Source organism: Hypericibacter adhaerens (assembly GCF_008728835.1).
Taxonomy (GTDB): Bacteria; Pseudomonadota; Alphaproteobacteria; order Dongiales; family Dongiaceae; genus Hypericibacter; species Hypericibacter adhaerens.
In genome coordinates this window covers 4,783,348-4,800,333 of the sequence record NZ_CP042582.1, presented here as the reverse complement: position 1 = coordinate 4,800,333, position 16,986 = coordinate 4,783,348, and the positions used below count along the sequence as shown (strand labels likewise).

The 16,986-nt window shown below is 64.4% G+C and carries 13 protein-coding genes; 8 read left to right on the top strand and 5 right to left on the bottom strand.

The window, feature by feature from the left end:
* Window positions 1-23: 23 nt before the first annotated feature.
* Together FRZ61_RS21430 and FRZ61_RS21425 are read right to left on the bottom strand one after the other, a co-directional pair.
* Entirely contained in the window at window positions 24-212 is a 189-nt protein-coding gene (locus FRZ61_RS21430) for a hypothetical protein (protein ID WP_151119648.1), read from the bottom strand.
* 47 nt (window positions 213-259) lie between these two features.
* Window positions 260-565 carry a hypothetical protein gene (locus FRZ61_RS21425; RefSeq protein ID WP_151119647.1) on the bottom strand — a complete coding sequence of 102 codons (306 nt, stop codon included), beginning with the start codon at window positions 563-565 and terminating at the stop codon, window positions 260-262.
* Between FRZ61_RS21425 and FRZ61_RS21420 the strand changes: the two genes are divergently transcribed.
* From FRZ61_RS21420 to FRZ61_RS21410, 3 genes are all read left to right on the top strand, one after another.
* Complete coding sequence (locus FRZ61_RS21420; RefSeq protein WP_151119646.1) at window positions 564-1,253, top strand: hypothetical protein; 690 nt, start codon at window positions 564-566, stop codon at window positions 1,251-1,253. The two genes, FRZ61_RS21425 and FRZ61_RS21420, sit on opposite strands and share 2 nt — an antisense overlap.
* Before the next feature lie 202 nt (window positions 1,254-1,455).
* The gene (locus FRZ61_RS21415) at window positions 1,456-3,273 is read left to right on the top strand and encodes an ATP-dependent nuclease (RefSeq protein WP_151119645.1); all 1,818 of its coding nucleotides are present in this window, start codon (window positions 1,456-1,458) and stop codon (window positions 3,271-3,273) included.
* Window positions 3,270-5,042, top strand: coding sequence for a UvrD-helicase domain-containing protein (locus FRZ61_RS21410; RefSeq protein ID WP_151119644.1), 1,773 nt, complete (start codon window positions 3,270-3,272; stop codon window positions 5,040-5,042). The genes FRZ61_RS21415 and FRZ61_RS21410 overlap by 4 nt, the downstream gene beginning before the upstream one ends.
* A gap of 85 nt (window positions 5,043-5,127) precedes the next feature.
* Here the strand turns inward: FRZ61_RS21410 and FRZ61_RS21405 are convergent, their stop codons facing one another.
* Window positions 5,128-7,935 (bottom strand): ATP-dependent DNA helicase, encoded by a 2,808-nt coding sequence (locus FRZ61_RS21405; protein ID WP_151119643.1) that lies wholly within the window; start codon window positions 7,933-7,935, stop codon window positions 5,128-5,130.
* A gap of 363 nt (window positions 7,936-8,298) precedes the next feature.
* Here FRZ61_RS21405 and FRZ61_RS21400 point away from each other — a divergent pair, with 363 nt between their 5' ends.
* The gene (locus tag FRZ61_RS21400) at window positions 8,299-9,882 is read left to right on the top strand and encodes a lysine--tRNA ligase (RefSeq protein ID WP_151119642.1); all 1,584 of its coding nucleotides are present in this window, start codon (window positions 8,299-8,301) and stop codon (window positions 9,880-9,882) included.
* A gap of 113 nt (window positions 9,883-9,995) precedes the next feature.
* On the opposite strand, the gene FRZ61_RS21395 is transcribed toward FRZ61_RS21400, so the two are convergent.
* Entirely contained in the window at window positions 9,996-11,120 is a 1,125-nt protein-coding gene (locus tag FRZ61_RS21395; RefSeq protein WP_191909148.1) for a patatin-like phospholipase family protein, read from the bottom strand.
* A 587-nt stretch (window positions 11,121-11,707) separates the two neighbouring features.
* Here FRZ61_RS21395 and FRZ61_RS21390 point away from each other — a divergent pair.
* From FRZ61_RS21390 to FRZ61_RS21375, 4 genes are all read left to right on the top strand, one after another.
* On the top strand, window positions 11,708-11,950 hold the full coding sequence (locus FRZ61_RS21390; RefSeq protein WP_151119640.1) for a DUF1127 domain-containing protein: 243 nt from the start codon (window positions 11,708-11,710) through the stop codon (window positions 11,948-11,950).
* Window positions 11,937-12,803, top strand: coding sequence for an alpha/beta fold hydrolase (locus tag FRZ61_RS21385; protein ID WP_191909147.1), 867 nt, complete (start codon window positions 11,937-11,939; stop codon window positions 12,801-12,803). Before FRZ61_RS21390 ends, FRZ61_RS21385 begins: the two co-directional genes overlap by 14 nt.
* A gap of 92 nt (window positions 12,804-12,895) precedes the next feature.
* Entirely contained in the window at window positions 12,896-14,215 is a 1,320-nt protein-coding gene (locus FRZ61_RS21380; protein ID WP_151119638.1) for an O-acetylhomoserine aminocarboxypropyltransferase/cysteine synthase family protein, read from the top strand.
* Window positions 14,216-14,417: 202 nt separating this feature from the next.
* Window positions 14,418-15,347, top strand: a complete 930-nt coding sequence (locus FRZ61_RS21375; protein ID WP_191909146.1) for a homoserine O-succinyltransferase — start codon at window positions 14,418-14,420, stop codon at window positions 15,345-15,347.
* Here the strand turns inward: FRZ61_RS21375 and FRZ61_RS21370 are convergent.
* Window positions 15,344-16,966, bottom strand: coding sequence for a choline dehydrogenase (locus FRZ61_RS21370; protein ID WP_151119636.1), 1,623 nt, complete (start codon window positions 16,964-16,966; stop codon window positions 15,344-15,346). The genes FRZ61_RS21375 and FRZ61_RS21370 overlap by 4 nt on opposite strands.
* Between the last annotated feature and the right edge of the window lie 20 nt (window positions 16,967-16,986).

Sequence of the window (16,986 nt, the reverse complement as noted above, 5' to 3'; positions counted from 1 at the left end):
CCCGGCGAGAAACGCCTTCGTCTCTACCCCGCCGGTCCCATGCGCTTGAGTTCGACGCCCGCCGGGAACGCGCCTTTGAGCCGCGACGGCATCATCGGATTAAGCAGCACGAACATGCCGTGATCGTCGGCGCGGCTGATCAGCCGCCCGAAGGCCTGTTTGAGCCAGAGCTGCACAAGTCGGTCGTCATAGTCCTTGCCCCGTCTGGCCATGCGCCTTGCGCCGGGTGCGTTGGAGGGATGTAGGGCCGGGCCTATGGCTAGTCGCTAAGGTTCAATGCTTCTTCAAAGGCCGATATGGGGCGATCCATATCAAACAACCCCAGCACTTCGGCAAACCGGTAAGCGGCCTCCGGCGATACGAACGATGCCAATATGTTGAGGCTAGATGAAGGATCCTCCGCATCGAATTCGCAAAGATAATAGCCGGTGGACTTACCGGATACTTTAGCATCGCGCAGCTGTTCTTGCGTTACGGGGCCAACGTAAACCAGTGTTCCGTCAGATGCTTTCCCGCTAAAGTAGCGTTCATTGTCACTGTCTACGACTTTAGGGGGAGTAGCCATGCGCACCGATCCTCGTATTACTGCGACTAAGCTTGCGGAGTATATGTCTGCGTCGTTCGCGCGCAAGCGATCAATCATTCAGGAGCAAAAGTATCCTCAAGAAGTCGCAATGGTTCGCTGGAGGAAAGCAGAGCGCCCAGTCGCGCTGTTCGTTGCTCAGGGGCAATCTGATCTCAAGATTATTGATGAACACATAGCGAGACTCGCTGCAGAGAATCCAGACACTGAGTTCAAGATTCAGAACAGAGATCTATGCATCGCAGCTCTCAAGTCCTTCAAGCTCCTTTCAAACCAACTCAGCTTCGAAAAATTTAAAAAGTCACTTGGGGCAATGCAGCAGAGCATGCCGATTCCGATCAATGGTGTAGATGTAAGTGTTCTGCCTCAGGTCGTATTGCAGGGAACCACGCAGAAGGGCACTAAAGTGGTCGGAGGTATTAAATTCAGCTTTCCCAAAACTCACCCCCTTAACGCTGCTTCAGCGGAGTACCTGTCGGTTCTCATCCATTGGCATTGTGAATGTCATCTATCGAAAATGGGCAAGCCAGACCTTCGGCTGTGCCATGCCGTTGATGTTCCGACGGCTACAATGTTTGAGCCGCCCAAAAGTTATAAGCGAAGGAGGCAGCACATTGAGGAAGCATGCCACGAAATTGTGCAACGTTGGCCCAACGTGCCTCCTCCATAGTGATCCATTGCCGAAACACTCAAAAATTAAGAAAATGAATTGACAGTTCGAACAACCTCTCGTGCTGATTATGGGGGCCTACTCGATTTGTCGTGCCTCTTCGTTTGTGCGTTGCGTCGTTGGAGAGTGCTTCCTCAATTTCAATTTTCTGCAGGGATTTCCCTGCACGTACGACGGAAGATAGGGCGATTGAGGGGTTGCTGTGCAGATAGCTCGTGTTGTCATTAGGAATTTTCGCTCATTCGAGCATTTGGATGTTCAGCTAGCTGCTGGGACAACTTGCATTGTCGGCGAGAATAACACTGGCAAATCCAACTTTCTGCACGCAATACGACTTTGTATTGATGCCGGGTTGTCTTCTGCGTTCCGATCGCTTGCACCCAATGACGTCCATTCGGGCGTAGACATCTCGCATCCGACTCAGGTTTTGATTGGCCTCGAGATCACAGGTTTTGCCGGTAAGACGAACGAAGAAGCACTCGTTGGTGCTTGGCAGAGTAAGCCGAAGTTGGCGCGTCTTGCATATCGGTATCGCCCGAAACTAAAAGTGCGCGAGGATTTAGAAACCGGTGAGATAGAGCCCGGCGAACTCACTCGCGACGACTATCATTGGGAGATCACAGGAGGCGGCGATCCTTCCCATGACCTCGCCGACGTGACTTGGGATCAAGATTTTGGACAGTCCATTCGATTTTCGGACCTTCAATCGTTTCTAGTTGTATTCCTCCCAGCGCTCCGTGATGTCGAAAGCGACTTACGCCAATATCGCTCTTCGCCGTTGGCCCGTCTGATCGATGCAATGGAGATTGCGCCAGCCGAGCAGGAGGCGCTGTTGGAAGCACTTCGTACAGCAAATGCTGAGATTGCCGGGGCAGATACCATAGGTAAAATTGCAAAGGCTATTGACAAATCGTTCAAAACGGTAGCAGGGCCGGCGTTCAGCATGGATGTGGCGTTGGGGTTGGCAGAGCCGTCGTTTCAAGCGGTGGTCCGCGCGCTGCGTATTCTCCTGTCAAACGTGGCCATGCAGAATTTTGACCCTTCGTCAAATGGTCTTGGACTCAACAATATTCTCTATGTCTCCATTCTGATTGAGTACTTCCACAAGCGACTAGCTCAGCAGAAATCAGCGGGGCAAATTATTCTTTTCGAGGAACCAGAAGCCCACCTACATCCGCAATTACAAATCACGCTGTTCAAGGCACTGAGCGCCCTGCCTTTCCAATCCGTACTGACGACGCATAGCACACACATTACGGCAAACGCGCCGCTCAAATCCTACGTCGTGCTCTCGCATGTGGGTTCACCAGCCATCGCTTCATCCATGCCAGTCGTGGATGCCGGTCTCGCGGCTAACGAAGTCGCAGATTTGGAGCGCTACCTTGACGCCACACGTTCTAATCTTCTGTTTGCTAGGAAGGTCATGCTCGTTGAAGGTCCCGCTGAGTTGTTCCTCATTCCCGCAATCATAAAGAAGGTAGAGGGTGTCGACTTAGATCGCTTGGGTATTTCTGTCATCCCTATCTACGGAGTGCACTTTGACACGTATTCGAAGCTCTTCTCCAAAGGTGCCCTTCCGAAAAAGTGCGCGATCGTCACTGATGGGGATCTCAGGCCCAGCGATGCTCACAGTGACGCCGAAGCAGAAGATGATCTGCCACCACCACCAAACTTGAAAGTATTGCAAAATGACTACGTGCGCGTCTTTGCGTGCAAGACAACATTCGAGCGCGCCTTGTTGTTTAAGGGAACGCTCGAAATGTTTGCCCGCGCTGCGGACGATGTTGGCGCTCCCCTGGTTGCGAAGCGTCTTCGAGATGCCTTAGGAAAACTCGAAGCCGAAGGTAAAGACGAGAAGAATGAGTTGAAGATTCTCAATCCGCTTCGTGACGCAGTGTTAAATACAGCCAAGCGGTTCGGGAAGGCGCGCTTTGCACAACTTGCGGCGCGACACGTTGAGCAGGCAACATCTATTCCGCAGTACTTATCTGACGCGATTGACTGGCTAACTGAGGAATGAAGCTTACCGCCGAACAACTAGACGCTTCTCGTTGCGACGAGAATCTTATGCTGACCGCGTGTCCGGGTAGCGGCAAGACGCGCGTCATTGTCTCCAAACTGTCGCGCGTGGTGGAGGACGTGCGCGACACCCCGCGCGCTGTTGCATGCATTACCTACACGAATGCTGCTGTCCACGAAATCGAAGCCCGACTTCTGCACCATATCCAGCCGGGTGACGATGCGCACTATGACATATGCACTATTCACTCTTTTTGTTTGCACCACATCTTCCGGCCCTTCTGCCACCTCATTCGGGGATATAAGGATGGTTTTCGGGTGCTAACACCAGATAGCGCCGACTTTGAAGAACTCGTCAAAGCAACATGTGCTCAGTTCGGGCGAGATCGTTTGAACTTTCAAGACTTTGACGAGTTCTCGCAGTTACGGGTTGGAATAGACGGTAGCGCGGTGGGCCCGGCACTCACGCGGGGCGCGTTGACCCCCGAAATGGCACGAGAGTATTGGAAACGGGTGCGCGAGGCAGGCTTAGTCGATTTCGCTAACATACTGTATTACTCCTACCTGCTACTGCAGAGACGCACAGAAATTCTCAGTTACATTTCCGCTAAGTTCGCCTGGATTCTGGTTGATGAATTTCAAGACACTACAGATATCCAGGTTGAGATTCTGACTCTTGTCGCGCAGGCGGGACAGACGCGCTTCCTGCTTGTCGGCGACCCCTACCAATCTGTCTTTGGTTTCGCTGGCGCTCGGCCTGATCTAGCAGATGTATTCGCTAAGCGGATTCACGCGCGTTCTGATAAACAGCTGACAGGCAATTTTCGTTGTAGCAAACCCATCGTCGCGCACGCCAACCTACTCTACCCACGTACACCGCCGATGACCGCGGTGGGGCCAACACGTAATGTTACAATCCAGCCGGTATGGAAAAGTAGCGCGTCGGCCTTTAACGTGATCATCGATTTCTTTCTTCCTGCACTCGAAGGGCGCAGCATTCCTATTGGCGATGCGGCAATCCTCGCGCCAACATGGTATTCCCTGTTCCCGCTGGGCCGACGTCTCCGAGAATATGGCGTGTCAATTGTTGGGCCGGGTGCTCGCCCATACCGTCGAAACCGAGTCTTTGCGCCACTCGCCGAACAGGTCTGCGGATACATGATGGAGCTTAATCCCCAATCGCTGGGCGCCATTGAGCGCAGTCTTTTCCATACCATCCTTAGCGCGACCGGACGCGTTCATTTTGAAGTTTATTCCTACGCCGGTAGAGCGGTTGTTTTTCGGCTGCTGGGGTGCGCCCAGTCCCTTTATGAGAAGCACGAAGGGGCCGTACTTTGGCTGGAATCAGCCGCGCGCGAATTCTCTAAAATACTAATTGAGGCAGGCTACTTGGCGCCCGCCGAGCGCGACTTGTTCATGATGGCAGTTGAAGAGATGAAAGCCGATATGCGTAACAACGATGTGGATCTTGCGAACTTGGCGATTGAAGATCTTGGGATCTACGCCAGTCCTGGCTCGGCACTGAAGTTGTCATCTCTTCACAACGCCAAGGGACGAGAGTTTCGCGCCGTAGCAATTATGGACCTAAACGAAGGCCGTATTCCGCATTATCGTGCGACAAGTGCAGGTGAAATAGACGAAGCAAAACGGCTATTTTACGTTGGAGTTACGCGCGCCAAAGAGTATCTGCTTTACATCACTGATAGCTCAAACAGTCGTAACGGTCCCTCTCGCTTCTTGAAGAAGGCGAGCGGTGTTGGTGTATGCTGACTGACCTGGACGCAACTAGTTTGATCTTGAATGGTGGATACGGGATAAGTTTCATATAGTTGCGTGCGCTGTAAATTAACGCGGTTCATCTGAGACTCAAAAACCCCCGTGTCTCTGCCACCGCCTCCGCCAGCCCCACCCGCTTCAGCTCCACGCCCTCGGGAAACGCGCCTTTGAGCCGTGACGGCATCATCGGATCGAGCAGCACGAACACCCCGTGATCGTCGGCCCTTCGGATGAGCCGTCCGAAGGCCTGCTTGAGCCGCAGCCGCACCAGCCGGTCGTCATAGTCCTTCCCGCCCATCGCCTTGCGTCGCGCGCGGTGGAGGATGTCGGGCCGGGCCCAGGGCACGCGGTCGAACACCACCAGCCGCAGCGAGCGGCCGGGCACGTCGACGCCGTCGCGCACGGCGTCGGTGCCCAGCAGCGACGCGTTCTCCTCGGCGCGGAAGATGTCGACCAGCGTCGCCGTGTCGAGCGGGTCGACATGCTGCGCCAGGAGCTGCAGCCCCTGGCGCTCGAGCGCCGGCGCCAGGCGGCGATAGACCTCGCGCAGGCGCTGGATCGCGGTGAAGAGCCCGAGCGCGCCGCCGCCCGCGGCCAGGATCAGCTCGCGATAGGCCGAGGCCACCAGCCCCAGATCGTCCTTGCGCACGTCGGTCACGACGAAGAGCCGCGTCTGGTTGGCATAGTCGAAGGGCGAGGGCACGCGCGCGCGGATCGCGGGCATCGGCAGATGCACCGCGCCCGAGCGCGCCTCGGCCGCGCGCCAGTCGGCCTCGATATCGCCGCTGCCGTCGGTCAGCGTCGCCGAGGTGACGAGCAGCCCCTGCGCCGGCTCGGCCACGGCCTGCGCGAACGGCACCATCGGGTCGAGCCAGTGGCGATACATGCCGACATCGAGGTCGCGCCCGTCGATGCGCTCGACCCCGAACCATTCGACGAACTCGGGCGGGCAGGGGCTGCCCAGCCCCTCCAGCATCTGGCGCCAGCCCGCGGTCTCCATCGTGCCGCGCCGCTTGAGCGCGCGGATCATGGCCTCGATCCTGAGCCGCGTCGCCGTGTCGAGCCCCTCGGCCTCCTCGTCGAGCCTCGCCGCCAGCCGCGCCATCAGCGTCTTCAGCGGCAATTCGAGCGTGCCCAGCGCGCGGGCCAGCGTGGCGCCCGCTTCCTGCAGGCCCTCCACCATCGGCAGCACGTCGGTCTCGAGGCTGTAGGGGTTGGTGGCGTCGGGATCGCGCGCATAGACCTGCTGGCGGACCTTGGCGAGGAAGGCCTCGGTGGCACCCCGCGGCTTCTCGGCCAGGCGCTGGTGCCAGCCTTCGCCGGGCAGGCTCGAGGCGGCCTCGAGGGCGGCCTCCAGCGCCTCCAGCGCCTCGTTGTCGCCCGCGACCAGGTCCTCGATGCGCCGCTTCAGCCCCCGCGCGCGGCTGCGTCCGCGGCCTTCCGCGCCCAAGATCCAGCGCCGCAGCTCCGCCGTCTCGAAGCCGCTCAGATGGCTGGCGAAGGTGCCGTCCGCAGCATCGAACAGATGATGGCCCTCGTCGAACACATAGCGCAGCGGGAGCGAGCGCTCCTCGGGTCCGATCGCTGCCTGGATCATCACCAGCGCATGGTTGGCGATCACGATGTCGGCGCGGCGCGCGCGGCGGATCGAGCGCTCGATATAGCAGCGGTGATAATGCGGGCAGGCGGAATAGACGCATTCGCCGCGCCGGTCGGCGAGGCCGAGCGACCGCCCGCGGCCGATCAGATCGGAAAGCCAGCCCGGGAAATCGCCGCCCACCAGGTCGCCGTCGCGCGTGGCCTCGGCGAAGCGCGCCATCAGCCCCAGCGACACGATATCCTGCGGCCGGGTGGGCAGGCCGCGCACCGCTTCTTCCAGATTGAGCAGGCAGAGATAGTTCTCGCGCCCCTTGCGCACCACCACCTTGAGCGCCTTCTCGGCCGGGTCGGGATAGAGCCGGTCGAGCTCGCCGTCGATCTGGTGCTGCAGATTGCGGGTATAGGTGCTGATCCAGACCGTGCCGTCGTTCTTCTCGGCCCAGAGGCTCGCGGGCGCGATATAGCCCAGCGTTTTGCCCACGCCGGTGCCGGCCTCCGCCAGCACGAAGCGCGGCTCGCCCTGGCGCTCGCGCGGGGCGAAGGCGGCCGTGACGGCCGACGCATAGTCGGCCTGCTGCGGCCGCGCCTCGGCGCCCTCGCCCAGGAGCTGCGCCAGCCGCTGGCGCGCCTCGTTGGGCTCGACCGGCAGATGGCCCGGCGGCGGCTCGGGCGCATGCTCGGACCATTCCGGCAGATCCTCCCACACCGCGAGCGCGCTCTGCGCGCGCGCACTCGCCGGGTGGATCGACGCGACATCGCCGGGCGAAGACACGCCCCCCGGCGAGACGCCTTCGATCGCCTCCATCGCCGCCGGCCCCCAGCGCCAGCCGCCGGCCGCCATGGCGGCCGCGATGGACCGGCGGCGGCGCAGCTGCGGCGGCCGCAGGCCCGAGGCCTCCTCCAGCTCGGCCAGCAGTTCCAGCGCGATCCGGAACAGCAGCCCCGCCTCGGATTCGAGATCGGCCGGCACCGGCAGGTCGAGCGCACGGGCGAGGCCGCGCGGCGTGGGCAGGCAGAACCGCGCCGGCCGCACGAAGGCGAAGAGCTCCAGCAGATCGAAGGCCGGCAAGGCCTCGAGCCCCAGCCGGCGCAGCGTGACGGGCGCATGGACCAGGATCGCCGGCCGCTCGCGCAACAAGGCCGCCGCCTTCGGCAGATCAACCAGCCGCACTTCGCCCTCGGGGCTCGCGATCGCGGCCTGCGCATGGCCCACGACCAGGGCCGGCGCATCGGGAAGGCGCAAAGCGGAATGGGGCGGCGGAAGCGTGCTCGAGATCGATCCGGTCATGCCGTGGGGGAATCCGGGATGGGTGGGCAGTATAGAGGGCCGAGGCGGCGGCTTCATTTATTAATCCCCTCCCCCCTCGCGGGGGACGGCAGGGAGGGGGCCGCTCGGTGTTTGAACCAAGCGCCGTTGCCCCCTTCCTTCCTCACAGATTGCCTGTAATCGAGCTTTTCAAAGCAAGGCGATGCGGCAACCGTGAGCAGCCCCCTCCCCCTCCCTCACCCTCCCCCGCAGAGCGGGGGAGGGGATTGATATAGCCGCTGCGCCACCTTCCCTCGTTGACGCCCGCAAGCCCTCTCCTTAGTGTCGCCCTCCCCGCCTTTTGGGCGGGGTTTCCCTGGCTATTTCTCAGGTTTGGATCCGGACATGGCGAGCGAGCGCGAACTGGCATTGGCGGCAAAGGCGTGGCCCTTCGAGGAGGCCCGCAAGCTGGTCGAGCGCTACAAGGCCAAAGCGCCCGCCAAGGGCTTCGTCCTGCTCGAGACCGGCTACGGGCCGTCGGGGCTGCCCCATATCGGCACCTTCGGCGAGGTCGTGCGCACCACCATGGTGCGGCGCGCCTTCGAGCGCATGTCGGACATCCCGACGAAGCTCTATGCCTTCTCCGACGACATGGACGGCCTGCGCAAGGTCCCGGACAACGTGCCCAACAAGGAGATGCTGCGCGAGCATCTGGGCCGGCCGCTGACCGCGATCCCCGATCCCTTCGGCAAATACGAGAGCTTCGGGCATCACAACAACGCGATGCTGCGGGGCTTCCTGGACAGCTTCGGCTTCCAGTACGAGTTCCAGAGCTCGACCGAGTGGTACAAGAGCGGCCGCTTCGACAAGGCGCTGCTCGAGGTGCTGGCGCATTACGACGCGATCATGGAGGTGATGCTGCCCTCCTTGCGCGAGGAGCGCGCGCAGAGCTACAGCCCCTTCCTGCCGATCAGCCCGAGCTCGGGCCGCGTGCTGCAGGTGCCGATCCTGGCCCACGACGCCAAGGCCGGCACCATCACCTTCAAGGACGAGGACGGCCAGACGATCGAGCTGCCGGTTACCGGCGGGCGCTGCAAGCTCCAATGGAAGCCCGACTGGGCGATGCGCTGGCACGCGATCCCGGTCGATTACGAGATGTCGGGCAAGGATCTGATCCCGTCGGTCGAGCTCGCCGGCAAGATCTGCCGCATCCTGGGTTCGCCGCCGCCCGAGGGCTTCAATTACGAGCTCTTCCTCGACGAGCAGGGCAAGAAGATCTCCAAATCGAAGGGCAACGGCCTCTCGGTCGAGGAGTGGCTGACCTACGCGCCGCCCGAGAGCCTCGCGCTCTTCATGTATCAGAAGCCGCGCGCGGCCAAGCGGCTCTATTTCGACGTGATCCCGCGCGCGGTCGACGATTACCTGGCCTTCCTCGAGAAGTTCCCGGCGGAGAGCCCGGCGCAGCAGCTCGAGAACCCGGTCTGGCACATCCACAACGGCAAGCCGCCCGCGGCGGTGCCGGGCCTCAGCTTCAACATCCTGCTCAACCTCGCCAGCGTCTGCCACGCCGAGGACAAGGCGGTGCTCTGGGGCTTCATCTCGCGTTACGCGCCGGGCGTCACGCCGGCGAAGGCCCCCTTCCTCGACAAGCTCGCGGGCTATGCGATCGCCTATTACCGCGACTTCGTGAAGCCCACGAAGAAATACCGCCTGCCCGACGCGATGGAGCGCCAGGCGCTGGCGGAGCTGCTGGCCGAGCTCGATAAGCTCCCGGCCGACGCGGATGCCGAGACCTTGCAGAACGTGGTCTACGAGGTCGGCAAGCGTCACCCCTTCCCGGAGCTGCGCGCCTGGTTCAAATGCCTCTACGAGGTGCTGCTCGGCCAGGACCAGGGTCCGCGCATGGGCAGCTTCATCGCCCTCTACGGCCTGGGCGAGACCAAGTCCCTCCTGAAGCGCGCGCTCGCGGGCGAGAACCTGGCGGCGTAACGCTCCATGTCCCCTCTCCCACTTCTGGGAGAGGGCCAGGGCCTGTCCTCCGTAGCTCGAAGAGCGAAGGAGGAAGAGGGCTGCACGGTCCCTGAGAGCGAGCAGCCCCCTCCTTAATCCTCCCCCGGAGACGGGGGAGGAGATAGGGACGTCGCTTTCACCCACGTCTCCGCCGCCCGCCGCCCGCTTTCCTTCAGCCGGGTCAGGAACGACCAGTCGAGCGCCAGCGCGCTGCTATGCTCGAGACCGTCGACGGCGTCCTCGGCGGCGATGCGGTGCAGCTTGAGATGCCGCAGCCGGCGGTCGCGGCGCGACAGCAGCAGCGGCTCGCGCCGGTAGAGCGCCACGAGGTCGGCCAGCGCCTCCATCTCCGTCTGCAGCGGGTTGTTGAAGGAGATCTGGTTCACGCGCCGCGCGATCTCGGGCGAGGATTGCGGCCGACGCGTCACGCGCTCGGGCGTGAGCTGCACGATGACGAGGTCGCGCGCCTCCGTCTCGAGCGCCAGCGGGCGCAGCGGCGGGTTGGCGCTCAAGCCCCCGTCCCAGTACCACTCGCCCTCGATCTCGATCGCGTGATGCAGCAGCGGCAGGCAGGCCGAGGCCAGCACCATCTCGAGCGTGAGCTCGCTCTCGCGGAACAGGCGGAGCCGTCCGGTCTGCACGTTGGTGGCGGCGATGAGAAGGCGCATGGGCGAGGCCTGCCGCAGCCGCTCGAAATCGACCAGGTCGGCCAGGATCGCGCGCAAGGGATTGAGGCCCAGCGGATTGAACTGATAGGGCGAGACCAGCTGCGTCGAGAGCGCCAGCGTGGTCGCGGCCGAAGCGGTCATGCCGGCATTGCCGAGCGGCCCGAAGGGCGTGAAGAGGGCCGCGTCGCTGGCCCGTTTCCAGAAGCGCTGCAGCTTCTCGCGCGCGGCTTCGGGCCCGCCGGTCGCGAGACCGTCGGCCAGCACCACCGCGTTGAGAGCGCCGGCGCTGGTGCCGCTCAGCGCATCGAAGCGCGTGCCCGGCTCCTCGATCAGCCGCTCGAGCACGCCCCAGGTGAAGGCGCCGAACGAACCGCCGCCCTGGAGCGCCAGCGACAAGGGCCGCACCGGCGCCTCGCGCCGCCATCCGATGCGCTGCCGGAGCACCGTCAGGGAGCGGGACCGCCAGCCCGGAAGCCGGAACCGCCGCGATCCCTCGACCCTTTTCAGCGGGTCCGACCCGGTCGCCGATTTCGCCGCGTCATATCGCATTGCACCATTCTCCGAGTCTCGACTATAGGGCTGGAGTAGCACGGGAATATGACTTTTCCGAGAGGTTGATGCTGCAAAGCAGCATGGCTGGGCAAGTGCCGCAAATTGAGGCATGGGGCCGGGCCGGAAACGCCCCGGCGTCCTTGAGCCCCCGGTCTCTGCCGCTTCTTCGTTCCGCTCTCGCAACGCCGGACAAGGGCCGGGGAGGCGAGGAAGCGACGCGCGCTTCCCGCGCCCGGCTCCTCCCCACCATCGGCGGTTCCGAGTCGGGTCGCTCGCGCCCCCGACTCGCGACGCTCGACCCTCTCGCGCGCTGACACAATCGAAACACAAGACATCGAGCGCGCAACGATCGGCGCGGTCGTCGCGGTTGCGGCTTCATTTTCTGAATCGAACATGCCGTTTTCGGAAATTACCATGGTCCGCCACGGCAATTTCCACGCATTTTGAAATCGTCCTGATAACGGCGCCACGCAATCTTCCAGCCGAGCGACGGACGCGCGGCATCGCTGCCGCGACGTCCGAAAGGCCAGTGAGCGGGTCTCAGGAGACCGCCGCCGGCCGTCATCCATCGACTGGAGATCATCATGACCTCGACCTTCCTCGAGCGCGACCGTTCGGTCGTGCAGACATATCTGCAATCCTGGGGCGGCGCGCTGCGCCGCTGCGTCCTGGCGCTCCGTCATCACGGCGAGAAGCGCCGGGCCGCCCATCACCTGATGGACTGCCCCGATCACCTGCTCCGCGATATCGGCATCACCCGCCGCCAGATCGCGGCGGCGGTCCATGGCCGTCTCGAAGATTCGCGGTGCCGCGATGCAGTCCGTTGATCCGGCACGCTGCCGCCCGGCTCTGCGGGAGCGCGAACCCGCCTCGCTGGCGGTGCTGCTGCACAGCACGGGCTGCAGCGGCAGCCAGTGGAAGAGCCTGACTGCCTGGCTGGCGTCTTCGCATCTCGTGCTGGCACCGGATCTGCCGGGCTACGGTTCGACCGCGGCGCAAGGCAGTTCGGGCGATCTTCTGGCCGACGCCGCGCCGACGATCGCGCTCATCGAGAAGCAGGGCGAGCCCGCCCATCTCGTCGGCCATTCCTATGGCGGCGCCGTGGCGCTCGCGATCGCCATGAACCGGCCCGAGCTGGTCCGCAGCCTCAGCCTGATCGAGCCCGTCGCCTTCTACCTGCTGCGCGATGGCGATGCGGGCGATCGTCGCCTGCTGCGCCAGGTCGCGTCGGTCGAGAACAGGATCCGCGACGCCATCGTCGCCGGCGTTCCCGAGTTCGGCATGGCGGGCTTCGTCGATTTCTGGAACGGCGAGGGCAGCTGGGCGCGGCTCGATCCGGCCAAGCAGGCGCATCTCTGCGGCCAGATCCTGCGCGTGGCTGCCAACTTCGCCGCCGTCGCGCGGGAGCCCTGCCGGCTCGCGCAGATCCGGGCGATCCGCTGCCCGACGCTGCTGATCCGGGGCGAGCGCTCGCCCGAGCCCGTCCGGCGCATCGCCGGCATTCTCGCGGCCTCCATCTCCCGCGGCGCGCGGCTCGCCGAGATTCCGAACGCCGGCCACATGGCGCCGCTGACCCATCCCCAGCTCGTCGACCCGCTCGTCGCCGATCACATCGCCGCGGCCGAGAGCGGCACGGCCGAGGAGCTGCAACGCATCGTCGCTGCGAACTTCCGATATTGACGGGCCGGCAGCCCCGTCCGGCAGACCGGCGCCGCAACGGCCGGGCCCATCTCCCGCACTCCGATCTTTCCATCAACCGCAAGAGAGACATCATGACGACGGCCAACAGCCATCCCGAGACCCTCATGCTCCATGCCGGCCCGCGCCACGATCCCGTGACGGGCTCGGTCGCCGTGCCGATCCACCAGACGACCTCCTACCAGTTCAAGAGCACCGAGCATGCCGCGAACCTGTTCGCGCTCAAGGAGCTCGGCAACCTCTATACCCGGGTGATGAATCCCACCTGCGACGCGCTCGAGCAGAAGCTCGCGGCGCTCGAAGGCGGCGTCGCCGCCATGGCGGTCAGCTCGGGCCAGGCCGCCTCGGCGATCTCGATCCTCAATATCTGCCATGCCGGCGACAACATCGTGAGCTCGACCGACATCTATGGCGGCACCTGGAATCTCTTCGCCCATACCTTCTCGACCATGGGCATCGCGGTGCGGTTCGTCGATCCCGCCGATCCGGAGGCCTTCCGCCGCGCCACCGACGGCCGCACGCGCGCCTACTATGCCGAGACCCTGCCCAATCCGAAGCTCGCCGTGTTCCCCGTCGCCGAGGTGGCGGCGATCGGCCGCTCGCTGGGCGTGCCGCTGATCATGGACAACACCGCGGCCCCCGTGATCTGCAAGCCGATCGAGCATGGCGCCGCGATCGTCGTCCATTCCACGACCAAATATATCGGCGGCCACGGCACCTCGATCGGCGGCGCCATCGTCGATGGCGGCAATTTCGACTGGGAGCAGCATGCCGCCCGCTTCCCGATGCTGAACCAGCCGGACCCCAGCTATCACGGCGCGATCTGGACCCAGGCCGCGAAGCCGCTCGGGCCCATCGCCTACATCCTCAAGGCGCGGGTCACGCTGCAGCGCGACCTCGGCATGTCGATGAGCCCCTTCAACGCCTTCCAGTTCATCCAGGGGCTCGAGACCCTGCCCTTGCGGATGCGCGAGCATTCGAGGAACGCGGAGGCGGTCGCCCACTTCCTGCAGAAGCACTCGGCCGTGACCCGCGTGATCCATCCGGGCCTTCACGCCGAGGCCGAGCAGCGCCGGCGGGCCAAGACCTATCTCAAGGGCGGCCTGGGCGGGCTCGTCGGGTTCGAGCTCAAGGGCGGCGAGGAAGCCGGAAGGCGCTTCATCGACGCGCTCAAGCTCTTCTATCACGTCGCCAATATCGGCGATGCGCGCTCGCTCGCCATCCATCCGGCGAGCACGACGCACTCGCAGCTCACGCCGACGGAGCAGGCCGCGACCGGCGTGACGCCCGGCTATGTCCGGCTCTCGGTCGGGATCGAGCATATCGACGACATCCTGGCGGACCTGAACCAGGCGTTGGCGGCCACGGTGTCGGGCCTGGCTTCCGCCGCCTGAGCAGGACGACCGCATGTGGCGAGGCCAATGAATCCCCTCCCCCTCGCGGGGGGAGGGCGGGGAGGGGGATGACTCGGTTTGTGATCTCGTTGGGATGCGAAGCGGCCAAGACCGAGCAGCCCCCTCCCCAACCCTCCCCCAAAAGTTGGGGGAGGGGATTCAAGCGTGCGGACCGTCACCTGCCATTCAAAGGAGCAGCAGCATGTCCATCGTTCTTCCCGAGGGATTGCCCGCGGGGGCCGTGCTCGCGGAGGAGGGGTTCGAGGTGCGGTGGGCGCCGCGATCCGATGGCCGGACCTTGCGGATCGGGCTTCTCAACCTGATGCCGGACAAGCTCGCGACCGAGCTCCAGTTCGCGCGGCTGCTGGCATCGGGACCGCGGGAGATCGAGCTCCTGCTCACGGTCCCGGCCACGCACCAGCCGCGCAACACCGCGGCCTGCCATCTGGGCGCCTTCTACCGGCCCTGGCAGAGCGTGGCGCGGCAGGGTCTCGACGGGCTGATCGTCACCGGCGCGCCGGTCGAGCAGATGCCGTTCGAGGCGGTCGATTACTGGCCCGAGCTCTGCCGGATCCTCGACTGGGCGCGGCTCCAGGTGAGGAGCGGCTACTATGTCTGCTGGGGCGCGCAGGCGGCGCTCTACCGGTTCCATGGCATCGGCAAGCGCGTCCTGCCGGCCAAGCTGTCCGGCCTCTATGGGCATCACGTGACGGCGCCGGAATCGCCGCTCGCGGCGGGGCTGCCCGCGCGCTTCGTCGTTCCCGTCTCGCGCCACACCGAATCCTGCATCGACGGCGCGGCCGGAACATCGAGCCTGGTGACGGTGCTGGCGTCGGCGGAATCGGGCCCCTGCCTGGTCGAGGATGCGGGCAATCGCGCCGTCTGCGTCTTCAACCATTTCGAGTACGACGCCGACACGCTGGCGCGCGAGTATCGGCGCGACCTCGCGGCGGGCGAGGCGCCGTCTGTTCCGGTGAACTATTTCCCCGGCAACGACCCCGACGCGACGCCGATCAAGAGCTGGCACTTCGCGGCCGCGGCGCTGTTCGAGAACTGGCTGGCCTCGCTCGATCGCGTGCCGCGCGCGCGGCCGGCGGCCGCCACGCGGCTGGAATCGCCCTTGTCGGCCTAGCGGGGCACCAGGGGGCTCGGCGGCAAGGGTCTCTTGCCGAGGATCGCGTCGGCGAGCTTCTCCGCGATCATGACCACCGGTGCGTTCAGGTTGGCCGTCACGTTGTGCGGCATGATCGAGGCATCGACGACGCGCAGGGCCTCGGTCTGGTGGACGCGGCCCTCGCCGTCGGTGACGCTGTCCTCACCGATACCCATGCGGCAGGACGAGCAGGGGTGATATTCCGTCGTCACCGCGCTGCGCATCCAGGCCATGATCTCGTCGTCGGACCGGACGTCGGGTCCGGGCATGATCTCGCCCTGCCGCATGCCGTCGAAGGCCCGTTGCGCCGCCATCTCCCGGGTGCGGCGCAGGCCGTCGATCATGATCCGCCGGTCGCTTTCCGCGGCGAAGTAGTTGAAGGCGAAGGCGGGGGGCGTCGTGGGGTCGGCGGACTTCATGGTCACGGCACCGCGCGATTCGGGCCGCATCAGGCCCATGGAGAACATGAAGCCGTCGTCGAAGTTCGCCTCGGCCTCGCCCATCATGGCCGTTAGCGGATAGAACTCGTGCTGGATGTCGGCATAGCCGGCCGCGTCGGACGAGCGGAAGAAGCAGCCGGCCTCGCACAGGGTCGAGGCGCCGAGCCCCGATTTGGAGAGGAGCCAGCGCAAACCGATCGCGTAAGGCCTCGCGCCCTTGAACCGATGCGACAGGGACAGGCCCTCGGGCGTCGCATACTGGATCGGGACGATCGGGTGATCCTCGAGATGCTGCCCGACGGAAGGCACCTCGGCGACGACGGGAATGTCGTGGGATCGAAGCTGCGCCGGGTTCCCGACGCCGGAGAGAAGCAGAAGCTGCGGCGAGTTGATGGCGCCCGCCGACAGGATGACCTCGCGCGAGGCCTCGTGGCGGGCGATCGTTCCGGCCGTCTGCGCCTCGATGCCGACGGCGCGCCTGCCGTCGAACAGGATCCGTCGCACGAGGGTCTCGCTCAGAACGGTCAGGTTGGGCCGATGGCGGGCCGGATGCAGATAGGCGGTCGCCGTGCTGCAGCGGCGGCCCCGGCGCGTGAAGCTCTGGGCGATATGGAAGCCCTCGTGCCGGGCGCCGTTCTGGTCCTCCGTCCGCGCGTAACCCGCCTGCGCGCCCGCTTCGAGGAAGGCTTGATAGAGAGGATGGGTCGCCGCGCAGCGCTCGATCGACTGCGGACCGTCGCCGCCGCGCCACGCGTCGGCGCCGCCCGCGAAGCTTTCCATCTTCCTGAAATAGGGGAGGCAATGGGCGAAGGACCAGGTCGGCAGGCCTTCCGCCGCCCAGGCATCGTAGTCGCGCGGGTTGCCGCGGTTCGCGACCATGCCGTTGACGGAGGAGGAGCCGCCGAGCACCTTGCCGCGGCGCTGCAGGATGCGGCGGTTCCCGCAGGTGGCTTCCGGTTCGCTGGCATAGCCCCAGTCCAACCGGGGATCGCGCGCCGCCAGCGCGCAGGCCGCCGGCATCCGGATGATCAGGCGGTCATCGTGCCCGCCGGCCTCGACCAGCAGCACGCGCAAGCCCGGGTCGGCGCTCAGCCGGTTCGCGAGCACGCATCCGGCCGAGCCGGCGCCGACGATGATGTAGTCGTATGAAGCAGCCACCCGCCGCGTCCCCCGATGCC